Source organism: Candidatus Nitrospira salsa, assembly GCF_965152625.1.
Window position 1 is genome coordinate 159,813 of sequence record NZ_CBCUCO010000004.1, and the last position, 22,915, is coordinate 182,727.

Sequence of the window (22,915 nt, forward strand, 5' to 3'; positions counted from 1 at the left end):
TCTTCTTTCCTAAGAAGGTAGAATTGTAATTAAAACCAGAAAGGTTGAGAGTTTCAGGTAACTTGCATGCTACTCGATCTCTAACAGTCTATTTCTTGGAGCCTTCATAACGTTTTTCTCCTTTCGCGCACCGGCTGACTGGGTTCGTCAGCCGGTGCGCTTACCAGAAGGAGATTGCATGATCTTTTATAAGCACCAATTACGTTTTGAGTTTACTCTTCTTTTTTGTATTCTGATATCCACCGGTCAGCTGTTATCTTCACTGCTCCACCCAAGCGCTCATGCTCAAACGCCCACGCCCCACATTACTATTGATGGATCTTTAGAAAAATTCGGTGGAAATGGCTTTCAAACATTTACGGAAGCCAACGTGGAGATTACTCAGGAAATGGGAGTCACACATGGGTTGAATCTACTCCATAGTTTTGGTCGATTTAATCTTCCCACTGATTATAAAGCGACTTTTTCAGGGGAACCTGGAATTGCCAATATTCTCAGCCGCGTGACAGGAGGTGAACTCTCCTCTATTGATGGAGAGCTTGCATCAACCATCCAAGGCGCCAATGTGTTTCTAATGAACCCTGCAGGTGTTGTGTTTGGTCAAAATTCGTCACTCAATGTCCGTGGTTCTTTCCACATCACCACTGCCAATCAACTAATCTTTGAAGATGGGACAACATTCTATGCCAATCCGGCTCTAGACGCCCAGAGCAATAGCATCCTGCAAGTCTCTTCTATTGAGGACTTTGGATTCCTTGGTAACCCTACAACTTTTGGGTTTACAAACGAGACACCAAACACTCGTGCTGATATCCGAGTCACTGGGGACCTCAAAGTCGACCCAGGTAAAACTCTATCCTTAATTGGCGCAGAGAGTGTGGCTGAGGAAATAGTTCAGGAAGGAGTGACGATTACTGGGGGAACTCTCCAGGCACCTGGTGGGCGCGTCACCGTTGTAAGTATAGCAGCGCTTCAAGAAAGCGTTGAGAAAAACGTCCTAGTTCATATGGATAGGCAGAATTTTCAGATCTTTAATTCACAAGGTGAGATCATTCAAGATCCTAGACGACTCGGCGGCATTACTCTCTCCCGTGGAGCCCGCATCAATACGAGTGGAGACGGAGGAGGGACGATCATCATTCGAGGTGGACAACTTACAGTCGATCGATCTTCTATACTTGCAAATACTACAGGCCCTGCCAATGGTTTCCTTAATGGTGAACCTGTATTAGGGATTGATATACAAGTTACCGGCAACGTACATCTCGATAATGAGTCGGCCATAGAAACAAATGTGTTGCCGCATGTCTCTAAAAATGTTGGATCTGGCGGCGTACGGGTAATAGCAAACCATGTGGAAATTGCCAATGAATCTTTCATCGAGTCCAGCGTCAAAGAAAACAGCACAGGAGGCGATAGTGGAGATATCAATGTAGCAGCTCAGTCTTTGGTGATAAGAGATTTTGGCTCTGTACAAGCCGGCACAGATGGAACATCATCAGCAAATGGTGGAAATATTACCTTGAAGGCCAGGGAAAACTTGGAAGTGCGAGCTGGCGGTTCTGTATTCGCCTTTACAGATTTTGGCTCGGGTCATTCGGGAAACATTGATGTGGAGACACAAAGCCTTCTGCTGTCAGGCCGTCAAACTGCTGACCGAGTTGAGACCAGTATTGGTAGCCAGTCTTTCTTCACGGGCAATGCTGGAGATATACAGGTTAAAGCCGATCAATTGAATATTCTTCATGCTGCAATTTTTAGTTCAACTTTCATAGACGAGAATGGGAATTCAGGAAACATTAATATAGACACTCGAGGTGGAGATGTTTCTTTATCGAACGGGTTTATAGGGGCAAACACTAGTGGAAATGGAAGAGGCGGGCTCGTCAACTTATCAGCTCAGAACCTCGAACTAACGAATCAGTCTAGCGTTCAAGCGGCGACCTCCGGCTCCGGAGATGCAGGAAGTATCACATTAACTGTTTCAAATAATCTGAAACTCAATTCTGGCTCCTCCATCCAAACCCGAGCAAAAGGAGCAGGCAATGCAGGAAACCTGACCGTCAATGCTAAGAACATTGTTATTACCGGAATTAGTGAGGCTAGAAATCCAACACAAAATGCCGAGGCGACTGGATTTAGCACTACGACTAGCACTAAAGGGAAAGGAGGGGATATTACCATCGGTGGTGAGAGCATAGAGATAAAAGACAAAGGCCTTATCAGCAGCGCGACAGAAGGAATTGGAAAGGCTGGAGATATTACAATCAATTTAACCGAAAACTTAGTCGCGACAAATGGAGGACAGATCTTTGCCAATACATCCAACAGTGGAAATGCTGGAAAAATTGCCATTAAAGGGAAAGATATTCTTATCAGTGGGATCAATCCGGTGCCCACGATAGGACCCAATGGGATAGACGTTTCATTTAGAACAGCGATTGCGAGTGCAAATTTAGGTGGAAGTGGTATGGGCGGTAGCATTTCTCTAGAAGCCATGAAAGATCTAAAAATCGAAGATGGAGCCGTAGTAGCAACTGACAGCTTAGGAAATGGGAATGCAGGCAATCTTGTTCTTAAAGGTAATAATAGCATTCTTGTCGACAATAGTTCTGTGACAACTAAAGCTCAAAATGCTGTGGCTGGTAATATCAATTTCGAAGCTGAAAATTTTATCCAAATAATCAATAGTGAAATCATCAGTGAAGTGCCAGAAGGAGCAGGATCAGCAGGTCGGATTAACATTGATCCGCAGTTTATTGTGGTTCAAGGAAGTAGAATCGACACAAGTGCCGATTTCGGTGATGGCGGGGACGTTATCTTTATCGCAGATTCGGCTATTCTGATTGATCCCTTTAGTACGATTGATACGTCATCTCGATTTGGTGGGAGTGGAACTGTGGATATTAGGGCGCCCATTCAAAATCTCAGTGAGTCTATTGCACCGCTTCCAGAGGCCCTGATAAAAATCTCGGCGTTGTTTGCGGCACGCTGTGCTGCGCAGAAAGATGGGAAGTTTAGTAGTTTTGTACCCAGTGGATTTGGCGGCGTGCCTCCTGGTTTTTCCGGATATTTATTCAGTCCGTTGACGTTTTTAACTCCAGTTTCTGAAAATCCATCAACCACAGCCTTGCGGTTCGGTTTCAACGACAGACAACAAGAATCTGTGTGGAAATTCTCTGCTACCGTTCGAACTCAAACTACTCCTCAAGGTTGCTCAGCAGTTCCAGCACGTCCTTCCTAAAGAAAACTCTTCAAGTCTTTCTAGAAACACCATCGTTCGAAATCCCATACTCAGCAACAGTTCTTTTAAGATCTCTATGTGATTATTCAAACTCCCTATTGTGATCCTGGCTTTTATCCAGAATTGACAGCTTATGTTGTGAACCCTATAGTTTCTGTTTCCCTCACGAGTAACCTTGAAAACGCCTGAGCATTAAAAGAGGTACGGATGCCACCGCAATGCACAATTACGGGACTCTTTCTCATAGGAAGGGAAGTTCATGGTATTGCGCTTTTTTCGTTGCGGAAATTATTCCTGAAGAGGAAGGAAGTCCAGCCATCAATAACAAAGTTATCTAAATGGATACAAAACGTATCTAAATAGATACATTCGAATTAGTTCGTTTGATGACAATAAAGTTCAAGAACACTGTCGAATAGATAAATCGCTAATAGTCCAAGGATGTAGACACTAAGGCATTACAATTGCTGTTGATCCTATAGAACCCTACTACTTACAAGAGATCTTAAGTAGTCTGGCCTAAACATGTTGAATGACTTGAGGTACATCTTTGCTTAATGAGAAATATCAAATTGATAATTTCAAGTGAATGCCTCACACAGAAAGATGGCACTGCCTTGCGAAGATGGCAGGACTTACTGAGGCGAGAGGGTCCCCTTTAAAAGAAGAAACAATGCTATGAAATTTAAGAAGTTCAACCACCTACTCTCGTTTCTACTCCTGATCGGGATGGGTGTAGAAGGGTGCGTCCAGGCAGAGGTCACAATCAAAAATACTGAAAGCACCATTTTAGGGCCGATAGTCCGTGAGTGTTCTTTGATTCCCTGGAAACCCTGCTATATCAAAGTTCCCGAGTAAGCGAATTTTCATACTTACAATACTTTGGCCATGAATATTATCGGTAAGGGGTTAACACTCACTAGATAATGAAACAAAAGAGAAAAAATAGCGAGCGAGATTTGAATTTTTATTGAGTTAGCAGAGATACTATATGTGCGCCTTCTAAAATTTATGTTGTTTTTCTGTGCGATGAGAGTAATAGAGGGAGTACCCAATGAAGCCTAATCGTTTAGCTCTATCCCTACTATTAATTTTATGTTTAGCAATGACCAGCATTTCTGGATGTGCCCGGATCAAAATTCAAACGCAAGCAGTTACTAATTGCAATGTAGTGCCCTTTAACCAGCAATCCGAGGCTCAACATGTTCTTAGAGTAACTAGTTTAAGGGGGAACTCCGAATCTTCTGCTAGTTCTAACAGTACCCAGACTGACAATAGATTTAAGGTCAAATATGCAAAGGAACTTTTAGAACAAGCAACCAAAATAGCCCAAGAGGGGGAAGGCAATGATTTTAGGTGCAGGGTCACTTTAAAATTATCTCCCGAATCGACTTCAGATGAAATTGTTCCTAAACTCGAAATCCCATCTGATGTTAGAGTCAGTGAATGCGTAAAAGAAGGAAACATTTGCACTAAGAATGATTTTGACGACGTGTTAAGACTACATCCACCAGGAATCAAGATCGTCAATCGGATCGATTGGTGTGGACAGCCCGTTTGGGGTGGATTCTACGGATGCACAAAGAGAGGCGGTCACTCCATGATCGTAGTATCCGATTGCAGGAAAGGACATTGCCCAAGAGATGAGCATGTATTGTGGCTACATGAGGCTGGACATATGCAGGGTATACCAGATCTTCGAAACAGTGATCCAAGGCCGGCAGTCATGAAAAGTCGCATTACAAGGCAAAATACTCAGCTCACCAAATGCGACTGCATGAGACTCCGAAAGAACTTGCGACGTTAGTAATTTCATGAAGAGGGCAGATAATGAAGCAAAAAAATCTATGTTGGAGGAAAAGTACTTTCAAAAATTCTGTAAACCTAAAGTATTTTTTAGTAGTCAGAAAGTTAATATGATTACATACAGAGTCTTTGTACCTTTCTTGCTGCTGTCTGTCTTGCTAGCCAGCTGTGGCCAACCTTTTATTGATATTCAAATTTCCTCTGGATACACAAATGCTGAAGGAGGTGCTCAAGCCGCGATCAAACCGATTCCTATTGATCAATTTGTCAGGCAAACTTTTTTTCATGGCCCTCCTCTTGATGAGATGCGAGCTTATGCCGAAGACCCCAACAACGTTCAGTTACTGTCTACTCTGCTACAACAAGAGAAGTGCGGGAGAACGGCATATGACGGCCCTGTTTGTTCAAATGCTGTGACTACCCTGGGAGCCATCGGTAGCGAAGATGCACTAGCGGCAATAGCGGGTTTCTTGAAAGAAGGTGAAACAGATGATCCCAAAAATAAGCCGGATGCTGTTAAAGCATTAGGAATATGGATTAATAGCAGTGGGGATGTGAAGAAAGATCATATTCTCGAGGCGCTTACAATATTTGTGTGTGAAAAAACAGTAGGATGTCTCAAATCTGAAGAAGAATATATAAAAAAATCAGATAAAAGGAAGTCTATTCCAATAAATATTCTCCAAAAGAAGTTCAAGACCCTAAAAGAGAAACTTGAAGAGGAAAAGAACGAGCTGCTCAAAATTCTAAAGAATCAGACAGAACAAAATTCCAATCAGAAAAAATTTAATGTGGCAACCCTTGATGATTTCAGAAGATCTGCAGTCATTGCGTTGGCCTTTGCCGGTGGACCACGCCGGGTGGAATTTTGGAAAGACAACATAGTGGACTACATCGCTAACTTATACGAGGAGTACGTTGAAAAGCCAGTTTTTGGTACAGACAGGGACAGCAAAATTAGCGAAACTTTGAACGACCTAGCGTCACAAGGTGAAAGTGATGCTTCGTTTCAAGCTTGGCTATCTGAAGTGGTCCATGCTCATGAGAGAATTTCTAAAGTGGGACTGGATTGTTACGACGAACAAGGACGTCACGAGATTAGCGAAAAATGTAAATGGCAATAGATTTAACCATCCTAGCTTTCATACATACAAGGAGGTAATATAATGACTGTGCTTAGGATTCTAATGGTATTTTTGCTTTTTTCAGCGTTACTAGTTGGTTGTAAATCCCCATTTATTTCGATTGACATCAAAACTGGAGGGGAAACTGTTGCCAGCGGCAATAATGTCGATGACCCAGACACTGCTTGCCGAAAGTGGCTTAGGGTTTGCCCAGGATATAAGATCGGATCTATCGTCACCCACATACAGAAAATAAACAAGAATATAACTTTGTATATAGTTAAAAGCATCGAAACATCTAAATCAATTCACGTTCCACCTTCACAAGTTAGTGGAACTGTTGCGGTAGCCAGTAATGTTCAAGTTGAGACTTTGGATGACGGTACGTACAAAATTATAGGGCCATAATTAGTAATTAAATTTATAGATTCGGTGTGATTCAAAGTCATAGTATCAACCAATTCCCTTAGTGTGAAATTTATAAGAGAGCGGTATTCACCACTCCTAAAATATGTGTCGAGTAACTTTGTTATCATTGGCCTTGTTGAGCCTTGTGGTTTCTGGAGCCGAGGGCCAAGTAACGACAGCCATCACTACTGATGACACGCTTGGCACCTTGGTGACAAGAAACGGAGACACTTATAACATCACCGGTGGGATCAGGCCCGATGATGGTCTTAATTTGTTCCACAGCCTCGGCCAATTGAGTGTTGGAGTCGGGGATATAGGAAATTTTTTAAATGATTCTGGCCTTCCGACCGCAAATATATTGAGTCGGGTGACTGGTGGGGACCCTTCTAAAATTTTTGGTACGATTCAGACCACAGATTTTGGTGAAGCCAATCTGTTCTTGATCAACCCAGCCGGTGTGATGTTTGGCCCAACGGCCTTTATGAATGTCACAGGGTCATTTCATGTGAGCACAGCAGATTTCGTACGATTAGGTACAGATGGATTTTTTTTCGCCGACCTAGGCAATCAAAGCGTCTTAACAACTGCCTCTCCCGATGCATTTGGATTCTTAGGAGGGAATCCCGGGAATATTTCAGTTGATCAAAGTACACTGGAAGTCTCATCAGAAAAAAACATTTCGTTAGTAGGTGGAAATATTGAGATCACGGGGGGCACCGTTATTGCCCCAACTGGACAAATTTCGTTGGCAAGCCTTATATCTCAAGGTGAAATTACACTCAATGACGGACCTACAGTTCAAGTAAATGCTGAACAGCTTGGCGAGATCAAACTTTCCGCCGACACATGGGTCAACACCGATGGAGAAGGTGGAGGCACTATAGTCATTCGTAGTGGGAGTCTCATGATGGATGCGGCGAAAATCTCCTCCGATACGGTGGAAGTGGGATCAGTTTCCTCGAGTCCCTCTGCTGGGGAAATTAATATCCGCACCGATCAAAATGTGCTTTTGGATAATTTGTCTGTCATCCAGAGTGATGTCCTGGACGGTTCAAATGATGGAGCGAACATCATTTTGGACGTTGGCGGTGTCCTAGAAGTACGTGGAGGCTTTTTTGATCCAACCCTTGACCTTGACCTACTTATCTTCTCAGGCATTCGTACCTTCGCATTCGGCGGGACAGGGAATGCTGGAGACATTGATGTGCATGCAGACGCCATTTTATTTAACAGTGATAATAGTGGGATCCTAGGTCTGGCTCTTCCTGACACAGCAGTAGAACTGGGAGACATCCGTGTGACCTCAAATAGTCTGCTTATTGATGGGGATGGTTCTATTACCTCATCAACCGTTGGATCCGGAAACAGTGGAAATGTCGATATTATTGTGCATGGAGGCGACATCTTCCTGAGTACTGGTGGAATTACAGCTGCCACCTTCGGAAGCGGAGACGGAGGAAATATCAACGTTGAAGCCCGTAATCTTCGACTAACAAATACAGCTATTATTCAGACTGGTACCGATGGTCCAGGGAACGCAGGAAGTGCAAATATCCAGTTAACGGGCAACCTAAAAATACTTTCAGGCTCTTTTATCGGATCTCTTGTAGGCGTTGACTGCGTAGGCAGTGGTTGCGGAGCAGCAGGAGATACGACAATAAGAGGCAAAGATATTGTGATTACTGGCATCGAAAATGCTGCGAATCCACTCGTGACACCATTTTTCACGGGAATCCGAACCCGATCAGTTGCAGAACTAGGTGGCAACGTGATTGTTAATGCAGACAATCTTCAAATAAGTGATAACGGCGTGATTAGAAGTTCTTCACTCGGTCCTGAGCGGGCTGGAGATATTACGATCAACCTCGATGGGAATCTTGAACTGGTCAACAAGGGACAGATTCTTGCCACCGCAGACGGAACAGGTGACGGTGGAAATATCAATGTCTCTGCCACAAATCTCACCTTGACCAATGAGGCTTCTGTCACCGCTGAAAGTTTTTCTCTAACCAATGATGCTGGTGACGCCGGCACCATAACGCTTCGTGGGCAAGATACTATTCTCATCGAAAACAGCACTGTCACAACCAGAGCTCAAAATGCAGTAGCTGGTGATATCAATATCGAAGCTGAGAATCTCATTCAAGTGATGAATAGTGACATTATCAGCGAAGTGCCAGAAGGGTCAGGCTCAGCTGGTCGAATTAACTTCGATCCACAATTTATCGTGGTTCAAGGTAGTAGAATCGATACCAGTGCTAATTTGGGGGATGGGGGAGATGTGACGTTTGTTGCTGACGCAGCCATCTTGATTGATCCGTTTAGCACGATTGATACGTCTTCCCGGTTCGGAGGTAGTGGCACAATTGATATCCGAGCACCCATCCAAAACCTTGGTGAGACCATTGCCCCGTTGCCTGAGGAAATCTTAAGGGTCTCTGGATTATTTGCTGCACGATGTGCAGCTCAGAAAGGTGGCATGTTTAGTAGTTTTCTACAAGGCGGTCGTGACGGCACACCACCAGGCGCAACAAATTTCTTACCAAGTCCGTTGACGTTTTCGACCGCAGGTCCTGAAGGTACCACCTCCGTGGTCTCACGGTTGGGCTTTGACGACAGAAAAGTAGAAACTGAGTGGAGATTTTTCGATACCACTCACACGGCAGATCTTGCTCAAGGTTGCTCAGCCGTTCCCGCCTCCCGCTCCTAATCCAATCCGTTCAACGCAGCCTGCGGTTATCTTCAACCATCCTTTCAAACCAACTTCCCTTTATTGGAGTATCCAAAAATGCAATTTGAGTATCTGAATGGGTACGCAACACGATTGTTTTTTCTTTAAGCACGTGCTTAGCTGGTGCATAATCAACCTGTGTTTAATAGACGAAATGGGCCTCGCCCTTCAGAGGTATTGTAATTGCTTCATCACTCCTAGACACCAGAAATACAAAAGAGTTGGCACAGCATTAACAAAATGTTGTGCATAATTGGTTGGAAGAGGAGCAAGTCGTAAATCGGTTTTTTTAAAAAAATTTCCCATCGCTGAATCCTTTCCACCCAACTTACCAACGTCATATCCGACAGGTGTCCTCAGGGATAGGTATCGAGGTTCGCGATGGCCAGGACAATATTTTCGCGCATTCCGCAGACACTGGATTGATGAAGAAAAAAATTGACGCTCGGCAGGCACAAAACAAACGTTGTGCAGAAGAAACAAAGGAAGACACACATTGACACCGCTACAGCTCATCAAACTCAACGCACTCATGCAGAAGACTAGCGGTCGACCGGAAATCGTCGTCGGCTTAATCGATGGCCCAGTCATGATGCAACATACCGCGCTGCTCACAGGTAATATCAGAGCAATTGCTGGAGTCCAAACAGGCACGTGTATGACACCGAACAGTTGTGCTTGTATTCATGGCACGTTTGTTGCGGGGATCTTGAGTGCCACGCGACACTCCACGGCCCCAGGAATTTGTCCGAATTGTACGTTGCTCGTCCGACCCATTTTCCATGAGACGATGAAAAACAATGGGATCATGCCACAAACCACACCCGAACATCTCGCTGCAGCCATCGTTGAAACCATCGAAGGCGGCGCCCGCATCGTGAACTTAAGTTTGGCAATCGAGACATCCACCATAGGGGGACATCGCCAACTTCAAGACGCACTTGACTTCGCCGCTAGTCGACGCGCCATGTTGGTATCCGCTACCGGCAATCAAGGCACCGTAGGGGGCACAGTGCTGACCCAGCATATTGCCGTCATCCCGGTGATGGCCTATGGTCTCCAAAGCCGACCATTAGATCTGTCGAATCTAGGGCTTTCCATTGGCCGCCACGGGCTTGGAGCACCGGGCGAGAATATCACGAGTCTTGGACCCACCGAGACAGCGTACACCTTAAGCGGAACCAGCGCCGCTGCGCCATTTGTCACTGGCACCATCGCACTCTTGTGGTCACTCTTCCCTTCGGCAACCGTGGAGCAGATGAAATTCGCCATCACACAATCCACAGGGCAAAGACGCAAAACCGTTGTGCCACCCTTGGTAGATGCCGAGGCCGCATACCACCAGCTGCATGCAAACCAATCAAGGAGGTGACGTTATGGAAAAGCAACAAATGAGGATAATGAAAATATCATCACAACAAATCATTCAGCAGTCGCATGCAGCCGCTGGCTAGCAGTCTCCAGACAACAATAAATGATCAAACTTATCAACGGTCATCTTTAAATCACTAGGAAAGGAAGAAGCAGACCATGGATCAGAACGACACACACGGACTCACACAAGAAGCACTTCGGTATCAAAACGAGGCAGCAACCGCTTTAGCAGCACTCGACACATCGGCGACGACAGTGGCCGCACAGGGAAGTTGTGGGTGTGCACCCAAACAAGCAGGGGGTAGGAATACCCTCGCAAGTTTTGTCTATGTCATGGGAAAAGTCACACCACGTTTTCCCAATCTTTCAGTTGAGAAAGAATGCTTTCAAACGCCAAGTAACTCCCAATCCGCTGGTATCATCAACAATCAAGCCTTGTATGCCATGCTGCAAAAACCAGAGAACCGCTATCTTGCGCGACAACTCTGTTGGGTATTGACCGTCGAGGGCTTGGAGACCTATATCTTACAACCGCGCGATCCCGCTGACCTGTCAATCTTGATCGATACATTGCGACCTCTGCCGCGAGCGACAGATCTCTCAAGCGCCATGATTGATGTCGTCATCGGCATCAAAGGCCCGCTTGCCCCACCAGAAATGTGCAATAGCCTTATGATCCCCATCGTCGTATTCGATCAACTCTACTCGTTTGATATGGAAGCCTTTATGGGTACCCTGCCGAAACCGGACAAGATGGCGGACAATGATTTCACCAACCTCAAACGAGCTGCGACAAAACTATTTCAGCAGATCAAACAGATGGCGGATAACACCGGGTCGACCGATGAGTATCGAGCGTTGAACTATTTAACCGTTCGCGATCCGCTCATTTATTTAAAGGCATGGGAAATGGAAAAGGAGAATTGTTTGTTAACTGATGTCCAGGTACGGCCATCACGGCTGAGTGGTGCCCGCAATGTCGTCGATGCAATTTTTGTGTATACCAGCCAACAAGTCGGTATCACACAAAAATTCTTTATTCGCATTGATGTCACAGAGGAGTTCCCATTTCTCGTCTCGAAACTGGCACCGTACTATGTCTACGATCAATATCCCTGAGAGACATAAAGGAAATATCTTTGCGAACTTATATGGAAATAAGAAAGTTCGAACCAAGTGCGCGAAACCTAACCGGTGCGGGAGCCACCCTGACTCGAATGTAAGAGGAGAAATGTTTGTCAATCTCTAGAAAGGAGATATCATCATGAACATGCCAAACTTTACCGCAGAACAAGCACTCTACCAATCGAGTGCTACATTTAAAAATTCTTCCAATGAGGGAATAACAAGTACGCAAGGCACAGTCAGTCCAGCTACTTGTTGCCGGACGCATCCCAGTACTGGGCAATGCATTCCAAATTCGCCTTGGAATTGTACTTGTTGTTAAATAGAAAGGTAATTTAGCTTTGTAGTAACTTCGAGCTTTCATATTCGGCGGAGTCAGGGTGGCTCCCGCACCAATCTGAAGACCAGTGGGGCGTGAAACCTGAGGTGCAAGAAATAGGAGGGAAGTATATCTCTTGTCTTTCCTCCTTTACCTCATGCCTTCCGTTTCTCCTCCACCGTTACCCATCTACCGTATTCCTATCCACTGTCTTCCAACTGATCCAGTTCTATCGTTGGCAAAATGACAAACTAGAAGGGGCCCTCACCTAGAAATTTTCTGTCTGACGTTGCAAAGATCATGGAAGAATGGAAATGGTGAAACCCGCCGATCCAAAACGTTGAGACTCGCCCATCCCAATAACACTCCAGTGCTACATACCCAGAATCCTGGACGAGTATCCTTCGCTCAATAGAATTCAACATAAAGTTCTTCAGTCATGCCTAACTCCATTCTCGGCTTGTTGTTCACTCTATACATCATGTAGGCTTGCCCTAAATATTGACGACTTACAGGATGAGTCATCATGAGTCTTTCCCGTCCATCCAGAAAACATTACAGATTCTGCAGAACACAGGTTGGTTATTTTTCTGCTTCAGTGTTCACACTCCTTTCATTCTGCACCTTCATTTCATTAGGCCAGGCGGGGGTAATCGTCGACGGTTCGCTTGGGGGCAGCACTGGAGCTGTTGGTTCAGGAACATTGCCAAACGGTCAGACTTTATTCAACGGTGCCACAGTAACCGACCACTTGATTGCGCATGATCTCGGAACCACAGTCGGAAGCAACCTCTTCCACAGTTTTACTGAATTGAGTGTCGAAGCTGGCAAGAGTGCAACCTTTACCGGCCCGGATACCATTACCAATATCGTGAGTCGCGTGACAGGATCCAATCCCTCACAGATAAACGGCATTCTGGCTTCAACCATAAACAGCGCCAATCTCTTTCTCCTCAATCCTCACGGCGTCATCTTTGGCGAGAACGCCACGTTAGATATCAACGGCTCCTTCTACGCCAGTAATTCAGACTTTATTCAGCTAGGCGATAACGGCCGCTACTATGCTAGCTTGGACGAAAATAACGTGCTGACAGCGGCTGCCCCCGAAGCCTTTGGTTTCTTAGGTGCGACGCCACCGACTATTAACACTGAAACTCAAGCTACCATGCGAGTGGAGAGCTTAACCGTTGCTAAAAGTGGGGCTGTGATATTAGTGGGCAGAGATACCCTAGCAGGGAAGGAAACCGTTGAAGGAATCATCATTCGTGGTGGAACGCTTAAACACCCGAACGGCCATGTCAACCTCGTGAGCGTAGGAGCTACACAAGCACCTGTTATCGAACAAGTTTCTGTAAACATAGAAACCTTGTTTGCTCAAGGAATAAATGCTCAGGGTGACGTCATCTCAGCCCCCGTGCGACTTGGCAGCATAGCCATCGATCAAGGTGCGAAAATCGATACAAGCGGGTACGGCGGGGGAACCGTGATGCTACGCGGTGGCCGACTGACGATTGAGGAATCTAAAATTTCAGCCAATGTGACGGGTTCCGACGTAGGTGCGATTGGACAAGGCATCGACATTGAGATGTCAGATGAGGTGGTAATTGCGAAAGCCTCGATTCTTGAAACCAACGTTAACGCAGATGCAGCTTCAGGAATTGGATCTGGCGGCATACGTGTAAAAGCAGAACGTGTCGAGATTCTGGGAGATCTCGACACGTTCGCATCTTCAAAGCTCCATTCCGATGTTGCTGCTACGAGTGTGGGAGGTAATAGCGGAGACATCGAGATTGAAGCCAATTTGCTCACTCAAAGTCTTTCCATCATTCACAATAGGACGGGTAGTATCGGGAATAGCGGGAATATAGGCTTTGACATCAACCAGGACTTCAATATTAATTTTTCCCTCATTACCACGGAATCTGGGGATTCTGGTAATGCTGGAGATATCAATGTGTCTCTTCGGACAGGTGATTTGTCACTTATTGACTCAGGAGGGATTACGACCCAATCGTCTTCGAGTGGGAACGCAGGTAATATTAACGTATCCGTCGAGGGTGGGGATATATCAATTGAAAATTTCAGCACTGTCTTTTCCCGCATTGATGGCAGCGGAAAAGGTGGCTCTATCGATATAAATGCAGAAAACATGGAACTAAACAATGTTTCCTCTATAGGAGTCGAGAACTTCTCTGAGCAACAAGCAGGTGAATTAAGCATCTCGCTCACTGATGCCTTAATCCTTGCGAAGACATCCTTCATTGATGTCGTATCTGAAACTTCAGCTCCTGCGACAGACGTGCTAATTGCGGCAAAGGACATTTCCGTCACCGGGGAAAGTCTCGTAACAATAGAGACGCAAGGCAGTGCAAATGGTGGGAACTTGACTGTGAAGGCTGACAATCTCACCTTGACAGACGGTAGCCGAATCAACTCAGAAGCCGATTCAGCCGGCAATGCCGGAAATATTAACATCGCACTCACGAACACCATTAAGGCAAACACAGGCGGGAAAATCTTAGCCAGCACGAGTGCTGCAGGAAACGGCGGAAACATTACCATTACCGCCGATGACGTGACCTTGACTCAGGGCGGGACGATTACTGCGGACAGCACCGCGATTAGCTCCGATGCCGGCAATGCTGGAGACATCGCTCTAACAGCTACGGGAACCATCGTCATCTCAGATAGCACCGTAACGACCAAAGCCGTGAATGCTTTGGGTGGAAACATTAAGCTAACCGCCAAAGATTTGATTCAATTCACTAATAGTGACATTACAAGCCAAGTGCTGGAAGGCTCAGATTCCGCAGGCAAGATCAACCTTGATCCAGATTTTGTCGTGATTCAAAATAGCCGCGTTTTGAGCACCGCTGTTTTTGGGAACGGAGGACCGATAACCATCATTGCTGACTCAGCCGTAATAGTTGATCCAACAAGTACATTAGATGCTTCATCGCAGTTTGGTGGAAATGGCACAATTGATATTCAAGCACCGATCAAACAGTTAAGCGAGTCACTCGCTCCCTTGCCAGAGAACATCACCAAAATTGCTACGTTGTATGCCGAATCATGTGCATCACAGAAAGGTGGGCTGTATAGTAGCTTCCTTAAAGGTACGGGTTCTACTACACAACCAATACCACGTGGGACGTTACAAAGTCCGCTGGCGTTTAATGAGTCAAGCATTCCTATTTCTTCAAACGCTCAAATCCACGAATCTCAAATCTCCCAAAACGTTGATCCGCCCAAATTGCAGCATTTGCTAGAACAGAGGACCTGGAAGATTCACGAGCACACAATTCTCCCTATCCCATTTCAACCCTGCTCAAAAAATCTTGGCTAACCTTATCCTCTCGTTTTTTTTGACACTTAAAACGACTCCAGGCCCGTTGGTTCGGTTCGGGGTACGCCGCGTTGTTTGAGGCGGAGGTCAGAGATGGTTTTCATCTCGTCACGTCGAGCACGGTTAATTCCGCCAAGCGGTTTGTGGACCGTTAATCCGTGCCAGGGATTAAACGAGAGGTCTTCGCAGAATAATTTCTGGGCATCAGAGGTGAAGGTTTGCTGAGGAATCTGAATGGTGGCAACTTTGACAAACGGCGATTCGGTCTCGTCCCAGATGGCTAACGTATCTTCAATGGGCATTGTCTCTGGATCTTTTTGGGGTTGAATCAAAAATTCCAAGCACCAATCCCCTTTTGCTAAATCCTTGGCCATCGCTTCTTCGAGATAGTCATCGGATGGATTGTCCGGAAGTGGACTTTGTCTTTCGATGCAGGATTTCACTTTGTATTTGACGGCCACGGCACTGCCATTGGGTTTTGGAGTACCAAGTTGAAACGGCGCAACACTGAACCAGGTAATTTCTAAGGGGTTCGCGAATTGTTGCCGGCCTTTGAGTGTATTCTTTAAGGCTCGGGGCCGTTGTGCAAAATATCCGGCTGTGGCAAACGATCCACCATTAAATTCTCCATCAAAGAATTCCAAGAAATCTTTTGGCGTTCCGGCAAAGAATCCAGGAAAGGCGATGAAGAGAAAGTCTTGAGTGTGTTCTTCGTCGCCAGGGATGGGAAGGCGTTCGCCTTCAACGCCAATTAATTTAATGGCCAATCCACGAAAGTCTTTGTCTTTGTCAGGCGTCACTTCTGGGGCCGAGTTAGAAAACCGCATCCACGCGGGATAGGACTGGCCTTTCTGAAACACCCCGACTTGATATTGTTCTGGAATGTTTGAATCGACGACAAACCGGGCTTTCACACAGCCATTAGACTTGGGGTGCGTGTCGCGCAAAAATTCTTTTCCCTCATACTGTTTGGCGAGTTGATTGGACAGCAACGTCTTAATATTTTCAACCGTTTGTTGCTCACCATCTGGAACGTGTTCTTCTCCTAATTTGAGATTTGGGCTATGGGAACATCCGGCTACAATCATACACACAATGAGGCTGACGAAGAGTCTTCGTGAAATGACATGAATAAGAGTAACCATAGTCGCTATATATCCCTTCACATGTTGTCTTCCCGGCATTCTCAGAACACCGGAACGTATCGACACGACTGTCTGACTTTATGAAAACTCCATCACGACAAATAAATTTCTTTTTTAGTCCGCATCAGCCAGAATCACATCACTGGCTTTTTCACTGATCATGTACACCGAGGTTACGATAAAAAATCCTGGGATCTTCGGAAATACCGAGGCATCAACGACACGCAAATTCTTCGTCCCATGCACGCGAAAGTTTCCATCGACCACGGCCAGTGGATCGTCCTTTGGTCCAATCTTACAGGTACATGAAGCATGGTGTCCCCAGGCATTGTCTTTCACAAACTGACGGAGCTTCTCCTCGGTATCATATTCCACCCCCGGGACTAACTCTTTATCGACGACACTATCCGCGCGCCTCATGATCCGTCTCGCAGTTTGAATACCGTCAACGACTGAATCTAAATCTTCCTGCCATCCAGCCGTGCCTTCGTCAAAATAGCGGAAGTTAATATCCGGCGTATCTCTGGGGTCATTTGAACGGAGCGTTACCGTACCACCACGGTTCTGTGTATGGGCTTTTAAAACCGCCCAGGTAAAGAAGTTCTTTTGCCGGGCAGCATCAATGGAATACCCAGGATAGTACCCTTTGAAATAACCGACTAACCCAAAAATGAACAAGTCTGGATCCGGCCGGCGGCTATCGGATCGTTTAATCAGTGATAAGACAGCGCCATTGGACGTATAAATCCCTTTTCCCGCTTCCCAATTTTGAAAAATTGGATCGGGAGTTCCATCAGGCTCCGGAGGAGCAAAGGTCGCCCCTTCTAAAATTGAAAAATCGTTTTTCATTTCGCTGACAACACCGACTTCGTATCGGTCTTGTAAATTTTGACCGACTCCCGGCAAATCAACCTGAACACCGATTCCCTGTTTTTCTAACTCCGCCTTGGGACCGACGCCAGATAGCATCAACATTTGCGGGGTATTGAAAGCTCCGCCGGAAAGAATAATTTCGCGACTGAATCGCACGATCTGACGTTCTCCGGCATTTGGCATCGGATTGACCTTAGGGTCGGCTCGATACAAATGTTGACCTTCAAGATATTCCACTCCCACAGCTTTCTTGCCTCCGTCAGCATCATCTTCAAACAGCACACGGGTCACCAACGCCCCGGTTTTGACCGTCAAATTATTTGGACAGGCCTGCTGCACTCGACGGATATACTCCCTGGTGCCCACCCGTTTCCCTTCGTTCGTTGATAGGGGGGTAAATACCAGGCCTTCCGGACTCTTGCCTTTGTCCCGCCAACGCCAATCATTGGGATCTAAATGTCCCTTGATTTTCAACTTGACGCGACTGATCAATCCATCGACTCGAAAAATCGACTCGCGAAGTGTGGCCTTGATGAGCTTTTTGAGCGGTTTATCGCCAACCACTAATTTCGGATCGGCAATGTTGGTCGTCAGCCATCCGCTAAAGCCATGACGGGTCGGGTTGCTCTCTAAAAGTCCTGGCGCCTTCACATACTGACAACGCTCAAGCCGCTCAAAATACTGGCGCATGTTGTCATCCGACCATGAAGCATCGCCTACCAAATCGGCAAGGTCATCCCAATCACTTTTGTGCGGATAAATGGTAATCATGGCATGGTGAGCCGTGCAGCCACCAAGCGCGCCCGCACGGGGATATAACACCCCATCTTGATCTTTGACATACTTGTCATCACGGGCCTGCCTTCCGTCGGACTGATAATGTCTGACGAAAAAGTTCCACGACTGTGATTCGTCCTCCGACGCCAACCCGTGAAACGCCGGGACTTGGTACGTATATGACTCGGTATTCCCACCAGCTTCAAGCAGCAACACTCGATGCCCAGCCTTGGCAAGATTCGCCGCCAATGGACCTCCGCCAGCCCCAGATCCGACCACCACATATTCATATGTGTCATCATCGGCTTCAACCGACGAACAGGAAATGGAAGATAATGGCTCAGACGGGCCCTTTTTAAAGAGCGACGCACACCCGCTGAGCCAGGCAGTCAACCCCGCTGCAACGGTGGCGACTGTTTTTGAAAACGTTCGACGAGTAATGTCGGATTGAGGTCCATTCGGTTTTGGTGATGGCTCACTCATCTTCATATCATTTACAAGGTTTTGAGATATTCAATCAACGCATGCTTATCGTCATCGCTGAGCTGACTGCCATACTCATGACCACGATCGATAACAAAGTCCTTGCACTTGTTCACCTCGAGAAGGTCCGGCACTAACTCTTTCAACAAGGCTAGACTTTGCTCATCGTTGAGATTCTGGGCCTTGATACGTTTGAGCCCAGCTTTCACTTTCACCAAAACCTTGACGAGGCGGGCGAGTCGGACTGGATCTTTAAAAGACAGCTCGTTATTGAGATTGGCCAATAAGTTGATTGGCGTTCCCTTGGGAATAGGACCAAGGCTCAACTCTTCTTCACCTTTTTTAAGAAGCTTGGCCTTCAGCTTGTCGGGAAGATATTCCTGGTTAATTTTGAGATAGCTGACTTTTGTGGTTTTATAAATTGGCGGACACCAGGGGAGACCCCATGTTTCTTGACAATCTGAATTGAACCGCTTTTCCGGCCAGAGCAGTTTTTCCACACCGTCCTGAAAGGCTTCCATCCGTCCAGCAACCGATGGATCGTTGGTAAATTTCCCCAGCGCATTATTATGCAAATACGGAGCGGTGCTCCACATACTCACAAGAGAAGGAGTGCGATAGTACCCACGGCCACCTCCAGGCATTTCATATGTTGAGGGTTCTCCAGTCAGGGGATGATGCACTTTAATTGGACGTACAGCTGGAAGTGTTTTATAGGTTTCTGATGTAAAATTATCCCAAATATGCCCTCTCAGACCATTGGTGGCCAACGCAGCACATGCATTGGTCTTGAGGTCGGCAACAGAATATCGATGTTCATTCGACAAATAGTTATTTTCAAGAAAATCCGGCTTCATGATCATCTGACGCATCTGTTTTTTAAAATCTTCCGAGTCTACCCATTTATTGTAAAACGAATCGAATGGCGTCACGGTGTCATGCGGCTTGGGAAGTTTACTGGAGTGACATCCCGCACAATTATCGGCAAACACGAATTTGCCTCGGTTCAGCACTGACTCATCGTTCGTCAAATACGCTTGGCCGCCTGGCGCGTCTTTCAAATGATGACCTCCTGCTGCTTTCAGGAAAAAGCTCGCAAGATTACCAACACGTTGCTCTGTGGCCTGCCAATACACAGAATTTTCTTTCGCGGTGGCCACATCCATCGGAGTCTGCTTTTTACCACCGACAATTGGCTTAAAATGTTGGATCCATTCTTCGTGAAATTCGCCAATATTAATGTAGACACGACTCAGCGCACCGAGAATGCCAACCGAATCTGCCCCATCCTTAAGGATATGGGGTACGACCATCTGAGGTTCTGTTCCCGGTACTGCAAGCGCGCCTCCGGTAATTTCCTCTTGCTCGCCAGTCTCTAATCGAGCCCCAACTTCGTAAATGGCATTCATGGTTCGAGGGTTGTTGATATTGTCCGTCGCAATAATCGAGGTATCCAAAGCCCCAGGGGGTGAACTGTTAAATAACTGCCAGACAAAATTCTCTTCATCCGGATGGGCGATAAAAATTCTGCCGATCCAGAAATATTGCGCCCCGACATTGGTTGAAAGATTTTCCCATTGTGGATTTTCCGGATCAGCCGGCGGGTTCAGCGGATGAGGGCCGGCATGACAAAACGCACACGACATGCCCACACGATACGGTCGTTCAAGTTCTTTATCTAAGTAGTAGTCAGGGTCTGTGTAAAAACGCTCGGCATCCCAATAGTCCACAGCATCCTGGTCGTACTCAGAGCTGGATTCATCGAACTTGGGATTGAGGAAGAGACGCAATCCCACGATTCCCGAAGAATGTCCGTACACTGCCGGATCAAGTTTTTCAGATTCCGGTTCCACACGTTCGTCGAGATAGAGTCCATATTTTTGGTCGGGACCAGTGGCCTTTTTAAAACCTGGCTCATTCATCAATCCTAAATATTCAAAACGATTGTCCCGGCTATAATAATATTTTTTGCCATTTTTATCGGGTTTGGGATAAGAAGAAAGCGTTTTCAAAAAGTCCAACGTTCCAAAGCTATTTTTGGCCATATAATCCCAAAACGCCTGATTGCCGCCCGTCCATAACATCCAGGTATTTCGTCCTTTCACCTCATCAGGAGTGAGCGCAAGGCCTCCATCCATATCATGAAAGACATCCACCGCAGTCTCCGGAAAATCGGCAGCGGTTTTGCCCTGTCGTTTGGCTTCATCTTGCGCTGCTGTGCGGAAAAGACTACAACCCGACACAAACACGAGTGAGGGAATCAGACAGTATGCCACGATGAACGTAAACTTTTTCATGACCACGATGCCTCCTTGCAAGCTGCCATTGAGAGCATAATTTTTAGGTGAGCGGTTTTTGAGTCAAATGTTTCGCATTCCAAGAACGGGAACGCAGCAATTTGAATAGAACATTGGTAAAACACTGAGTTGACACTAATCTGGTTCAACTATGTGCAGATTACATACCATCGAATAGTGAAGGGAGCAGCTTCAGAAATTCGCAAACTCTATGTAAGAGCTCTAGAAATTGCTCAAGCGTCCCTTCCAGCGCCAGTGTATAAAATCACCTTAGAATTGCCACATTCTACTGAAGAATACCATGGTAGGTCTTTATGAGAAATTTGTCTAGAGGAAAAGAACGGCAGCGAACACACTTGTAGAGTGTGTATAGAAATAGATACACCCTTGTATCTATTTTGATAAACGATGCACGGCCCTCCCGAGACGGAATTTTACCGTATTTTAAGTTAACCTGTTTAACTCATCCAAAGTATCAGGAATTCGAAACGTGATCTCTCCGTTAAATTCTCGATGAATGAGACCTTGGAAAAAGACACGACTGATATTTTCATGAAGATGTTGTGACGAATCGACTCGGTCTACGACATGCCAAAGGCGACTCCATATGGAGGGAAATGTCGCCACCAACCATTTCGTCAGATAGAGAAAACGAACAGGGACAATGCCAATTCGTTCACACCCCTCTTTCCCCATGAGTTCTTCCATGTACATCCTCGGAAGAATGTGCATGCCGAGTCGCCGTAGCGGTGTTTGCGGCAAGAGATCATTCAACATCTGAAGGTTCACTGCTGCCAATTGAACGCCTTCTGGATTATCGACGGCGCTCACATAATGTCTTCGGACATATGACTCATAAAATTGCTTCGCCTCAACAAGATTCCGAGGAACGTACTCACTTCTCTCAGGGTGTCCTTCCGGATGAATGCCCATCATTTGCGCAAAGATCCTCCACACATAGAAAAGATCTTCAGCTTGATCATCTGATAATCCAATGCGTAATTGTTGAAGCCCCGTAATTACTATATATGAAAACCCCATGACCGCTCCCAATTGATCTTCAAGATTAACTGGAACGCCATGCTGTGCTTCATAGTGTGTGAGGTGTTCCCGTACAACCTTACGAACACCAGCATGAAGCAACCGTATTTTAGGAACCGTGATGAGCGCTTTTCCCGAAGGTTCAAACCCGCCGACGGCCGAGACATTGATGAGCATTTGCAACACCCCAAGAATCCGTCGATAGGGACGTTGAGAAAGATTGTTGGATATGCTGAGTACTTTTGAAAGATTGGGGGCCGCATAGCCTTCAGGAAGACTCTTGACTAAAAGAACCAAGGCAGCCGGAAGCGCATGCGTCATAAACACGCGTTGCCCTCGCTTGATCCGCTCACGATCAATGAGGTGCGACTCAATCAAAGGTAGGTTCATTGTCGTGGTCAAAAACGCGCTTAAGGGCCCTGGAATATCATCCGACAGTACCGCTGCGTTGGTATTGAGTCTTTGGAAAAGTTCATTGAAATCTTCTTCCTTCAACACATCGTGAAGCTGAGCTAAGCATTGATCGGCCCCTGCATCTCCTTGGAGTCGTAACCCATCTAAAAATTGATCGTTTGACCATTTGTTTTCGTTGATGTTGTCATCGATTGTCATAGTGATGGTCTTTCGTAGCTTGTTGTTGATGGATTCCCAATGAAGACATGGATCTCATTAGACGAGTACGATGCTTCACATAAGATGCGTGATGCAAGAGGAAAGGTAATTGGAGGTCTACTCAGTCGTAAAAAGTAACAGGAGGGGCGAGGAAGGGTAACTGACCACAATGACGCAATCAACGAAAAGGAGAAAACCAAAAATATT

The 22,915-nt window shown here is 46.1% G+C and carries 10 protein-coding genes; 6 read left to right on the forward strand and 4 right to left on the reverse strand.

Features of this window, described 5'->3' with window-relative positions; genetic code table 11:
- Positions 1 to 178: 178 nt before the first annotated feature.
- The 6 genes from ACWQXP_RS14765 to ACWQXP_RS14790 all read left to right on the forward strand — a co-directional run bounded on the left by ACWQXP_RS14765 (position 179) and on the right by ACWQXP_RS14790 (position 15,480).
- Positions 179 to 3,244: a two-partner secretion domain-containing protein gene (locus tag ACWQXP_RS14765; protein WP_454063641.1), complete on the forward strand. Its 3,066-nt coding sequence runs from the start codon at positions 179 to 181 to the stop codon at positions 3,242 to 3,244.
- 1,814 nt (positions 3,245 to 5,058) lie between these two features.
- The gene (locus ACWQXP_RS14770; protein WP_454063642.1) at positions 5,059 to 6,174 is read left to right on the forward strand and encodes a hypothetical protein; all 1,116 of its coding nucleotides are present in this window, start codon (positions 5,059 to 5,061) and stop codon (positions 6,172 to 6,174) included.
- A gap of 526 nt (positions 6,175 to 6,700) precedes the next feature.
- Positions 6,701 to 9,295 (forward strand): two-partner secretion domain-containing protein, encoded by a 2,595-nt coding sequence (locus ACWQXP_RS14775; protein ID WP_454063643.1) that lies wholly within the window; start codon positions 6,701 to 6,703, stop codon positions 9,293 to 9,295.
- A 517-nt stretch (positions 9,296 to 9,812) separates the two neighbouring features.
- Positions 9,813 to 10,688 carry a S8 family peptidase gene (locus ACWQXP_RS14780; protein WP_454063644.1) on the forward strand — a complete coding sequence of 292 codons (876 nt, stop codon included), beginning with the start codon at positions 9,813 to 9,815 and terminating at the stop codon, positions 10,686 to 10,688.
- A gap of 158 nt (positions 10,689 to 10,846) precedes the next feature.
- Positions 10,847 to 11,809: a cyanobactin maturation protease PatG family protein gene (locus ACWQXP_RS14785; protein WP_454063645.1), complete on the forward strand. Its 963-nt coding sequence runs from the start codon at positions 10,847 to 10,849 to the stop codon at positions 11,807 to 11,809.
- Between the two features lie 851 nt (positions 11,810 to 12,660).
- On the forward strand, positions 12,661 to 15,480 hold the full coding sequence (locus ACWQXP_RS14790) for a two-partner secretion domain-containing protein (RefSeq protein ID WP_454063646.1): 2,820 nt from the start codon (positions 12,661 to 12,663) through the stop codon (positions 15,478 to 15,480).
- A 26-nt stretch (positions 15,481 to 15,506) separates the two neighbouring features.
- Here ACWQXP_RS14790 and ACWQXP_RS14795 read toward each other — a convergent pair whose 3' ends face one another.
- The 4 genes from ACWQXP_RS14795 to ACWQXP_RS14810 form a co-directional block, all read right to left on the reverse strand.
- Positions 15,507 to 16,625 carry a catalase family protein gene (locus ACWQXP_RS14795; protein ID WP_454063647.1) on the reverse strand — a complete coding sequence of 373 codons (1,119 nt, stop codon included), beginning with the start codon at positions 16,623 to 16,625 and terminating at the stop codon, positions 15,507 to 15,509.
- A gap of 114 nt (positions 16,626 to 16,739) precedes the next feature.
- Positions 16,740 to 18,758 (reverse strand): GMC family oxidoreductase, encoded by a 2,019-nt coding sequence (locus tag ACWQXP_RS14800; protein ID WP_454063648.1) that lies wholly within the window; start codon positions 18,756 to 18,758, stop codon positions 16,740 to 16,742.
- Positions 18,759 to 18,769: 11 nt separating this feature from the next.
- A complete protein-coding gene (locus ACWQXP_RS14805) occupies positions 18,770 to 21,055 on the reverse strand; it encodes a hypothetical protein (RefSeq protein ID WP_454063649.1) in 2,286 nt (761 codons plus the stop codon).
- Between the two features lie 444 nt (positions 21,056 to 21,499).
- On the reverse strand, positions 21,500 to 22,708 hold the full coding sequence (locus tag ACWQXP_RS14810; protein ID WP_454063650.1) for an oxygenase MpaB family protein: 1,209 nt from the start codon (positions 22,706 to 22,708) through the stop codon (positions 21,500 to 21,502).
- Positions 22,709 to 22,915 lie beyond the last annotated feature (207 nt).

Bases quoted from the DNA above. Each gene is read 5' to 3' on its own strand.
- ACWQXP_RS14765 (WP_454063641.1), top strand. From the start codon at position 179: ATGATCTTTTATAAGCACCAATTACGTTTTGAGTTTACTCTTCTTTTT.
- ACWQXP_RS14770 (WP_454063642.1), top strand. From the start codon at position 5,059: ATGAAGAGGGCAGATAATGAAGCAAAAAAATCTATGTTGGAGGAAAAG.
- ACWQXP_RS14785 (WP_454063645.1), top strand. From the start codon at position 10,847: ATGGATCAGAACGACACACACGGACTCACACAAGAAGCACTTCGGTAT.
- ACWQXP_RS14790 (WP_454063646.1), top strand. From the start codon at position 12,661: ATGAGTCTTTCCCGTCCATCCAGAAAACATTACAGATTCTGCAGAACA.
- ACWQXP_RS14795 (WP_454063647.1), bottom strand. From the start codon at position 16,625: ATGGTTACTCTTATTCATGTCATTTCACGAAGACTCTTCGTCAGCCTC.
- ACWQXP_RS14800 (WP_454063648.1), bottom strand. From the start codon at position 18,758: ATGAGTGAGCCATCACCAAAACCGAATGGACCTCAATCCGACATTACT.
- ACWQXP_RS14805 (WP_454063649.1), bottom strand. From the start codon at position 21,055: ATGAAAAAGTTTACGTTCATCGTGGCATACTGTCTGATTCCCTCACTC.
- ACWQXP_RS14810 (WP_454063650.1), bottom strand. From the start codon at position 22,708: ATGACAATCGATGACAACATCAACGAAAACAAATGGTCAAACGATCAA.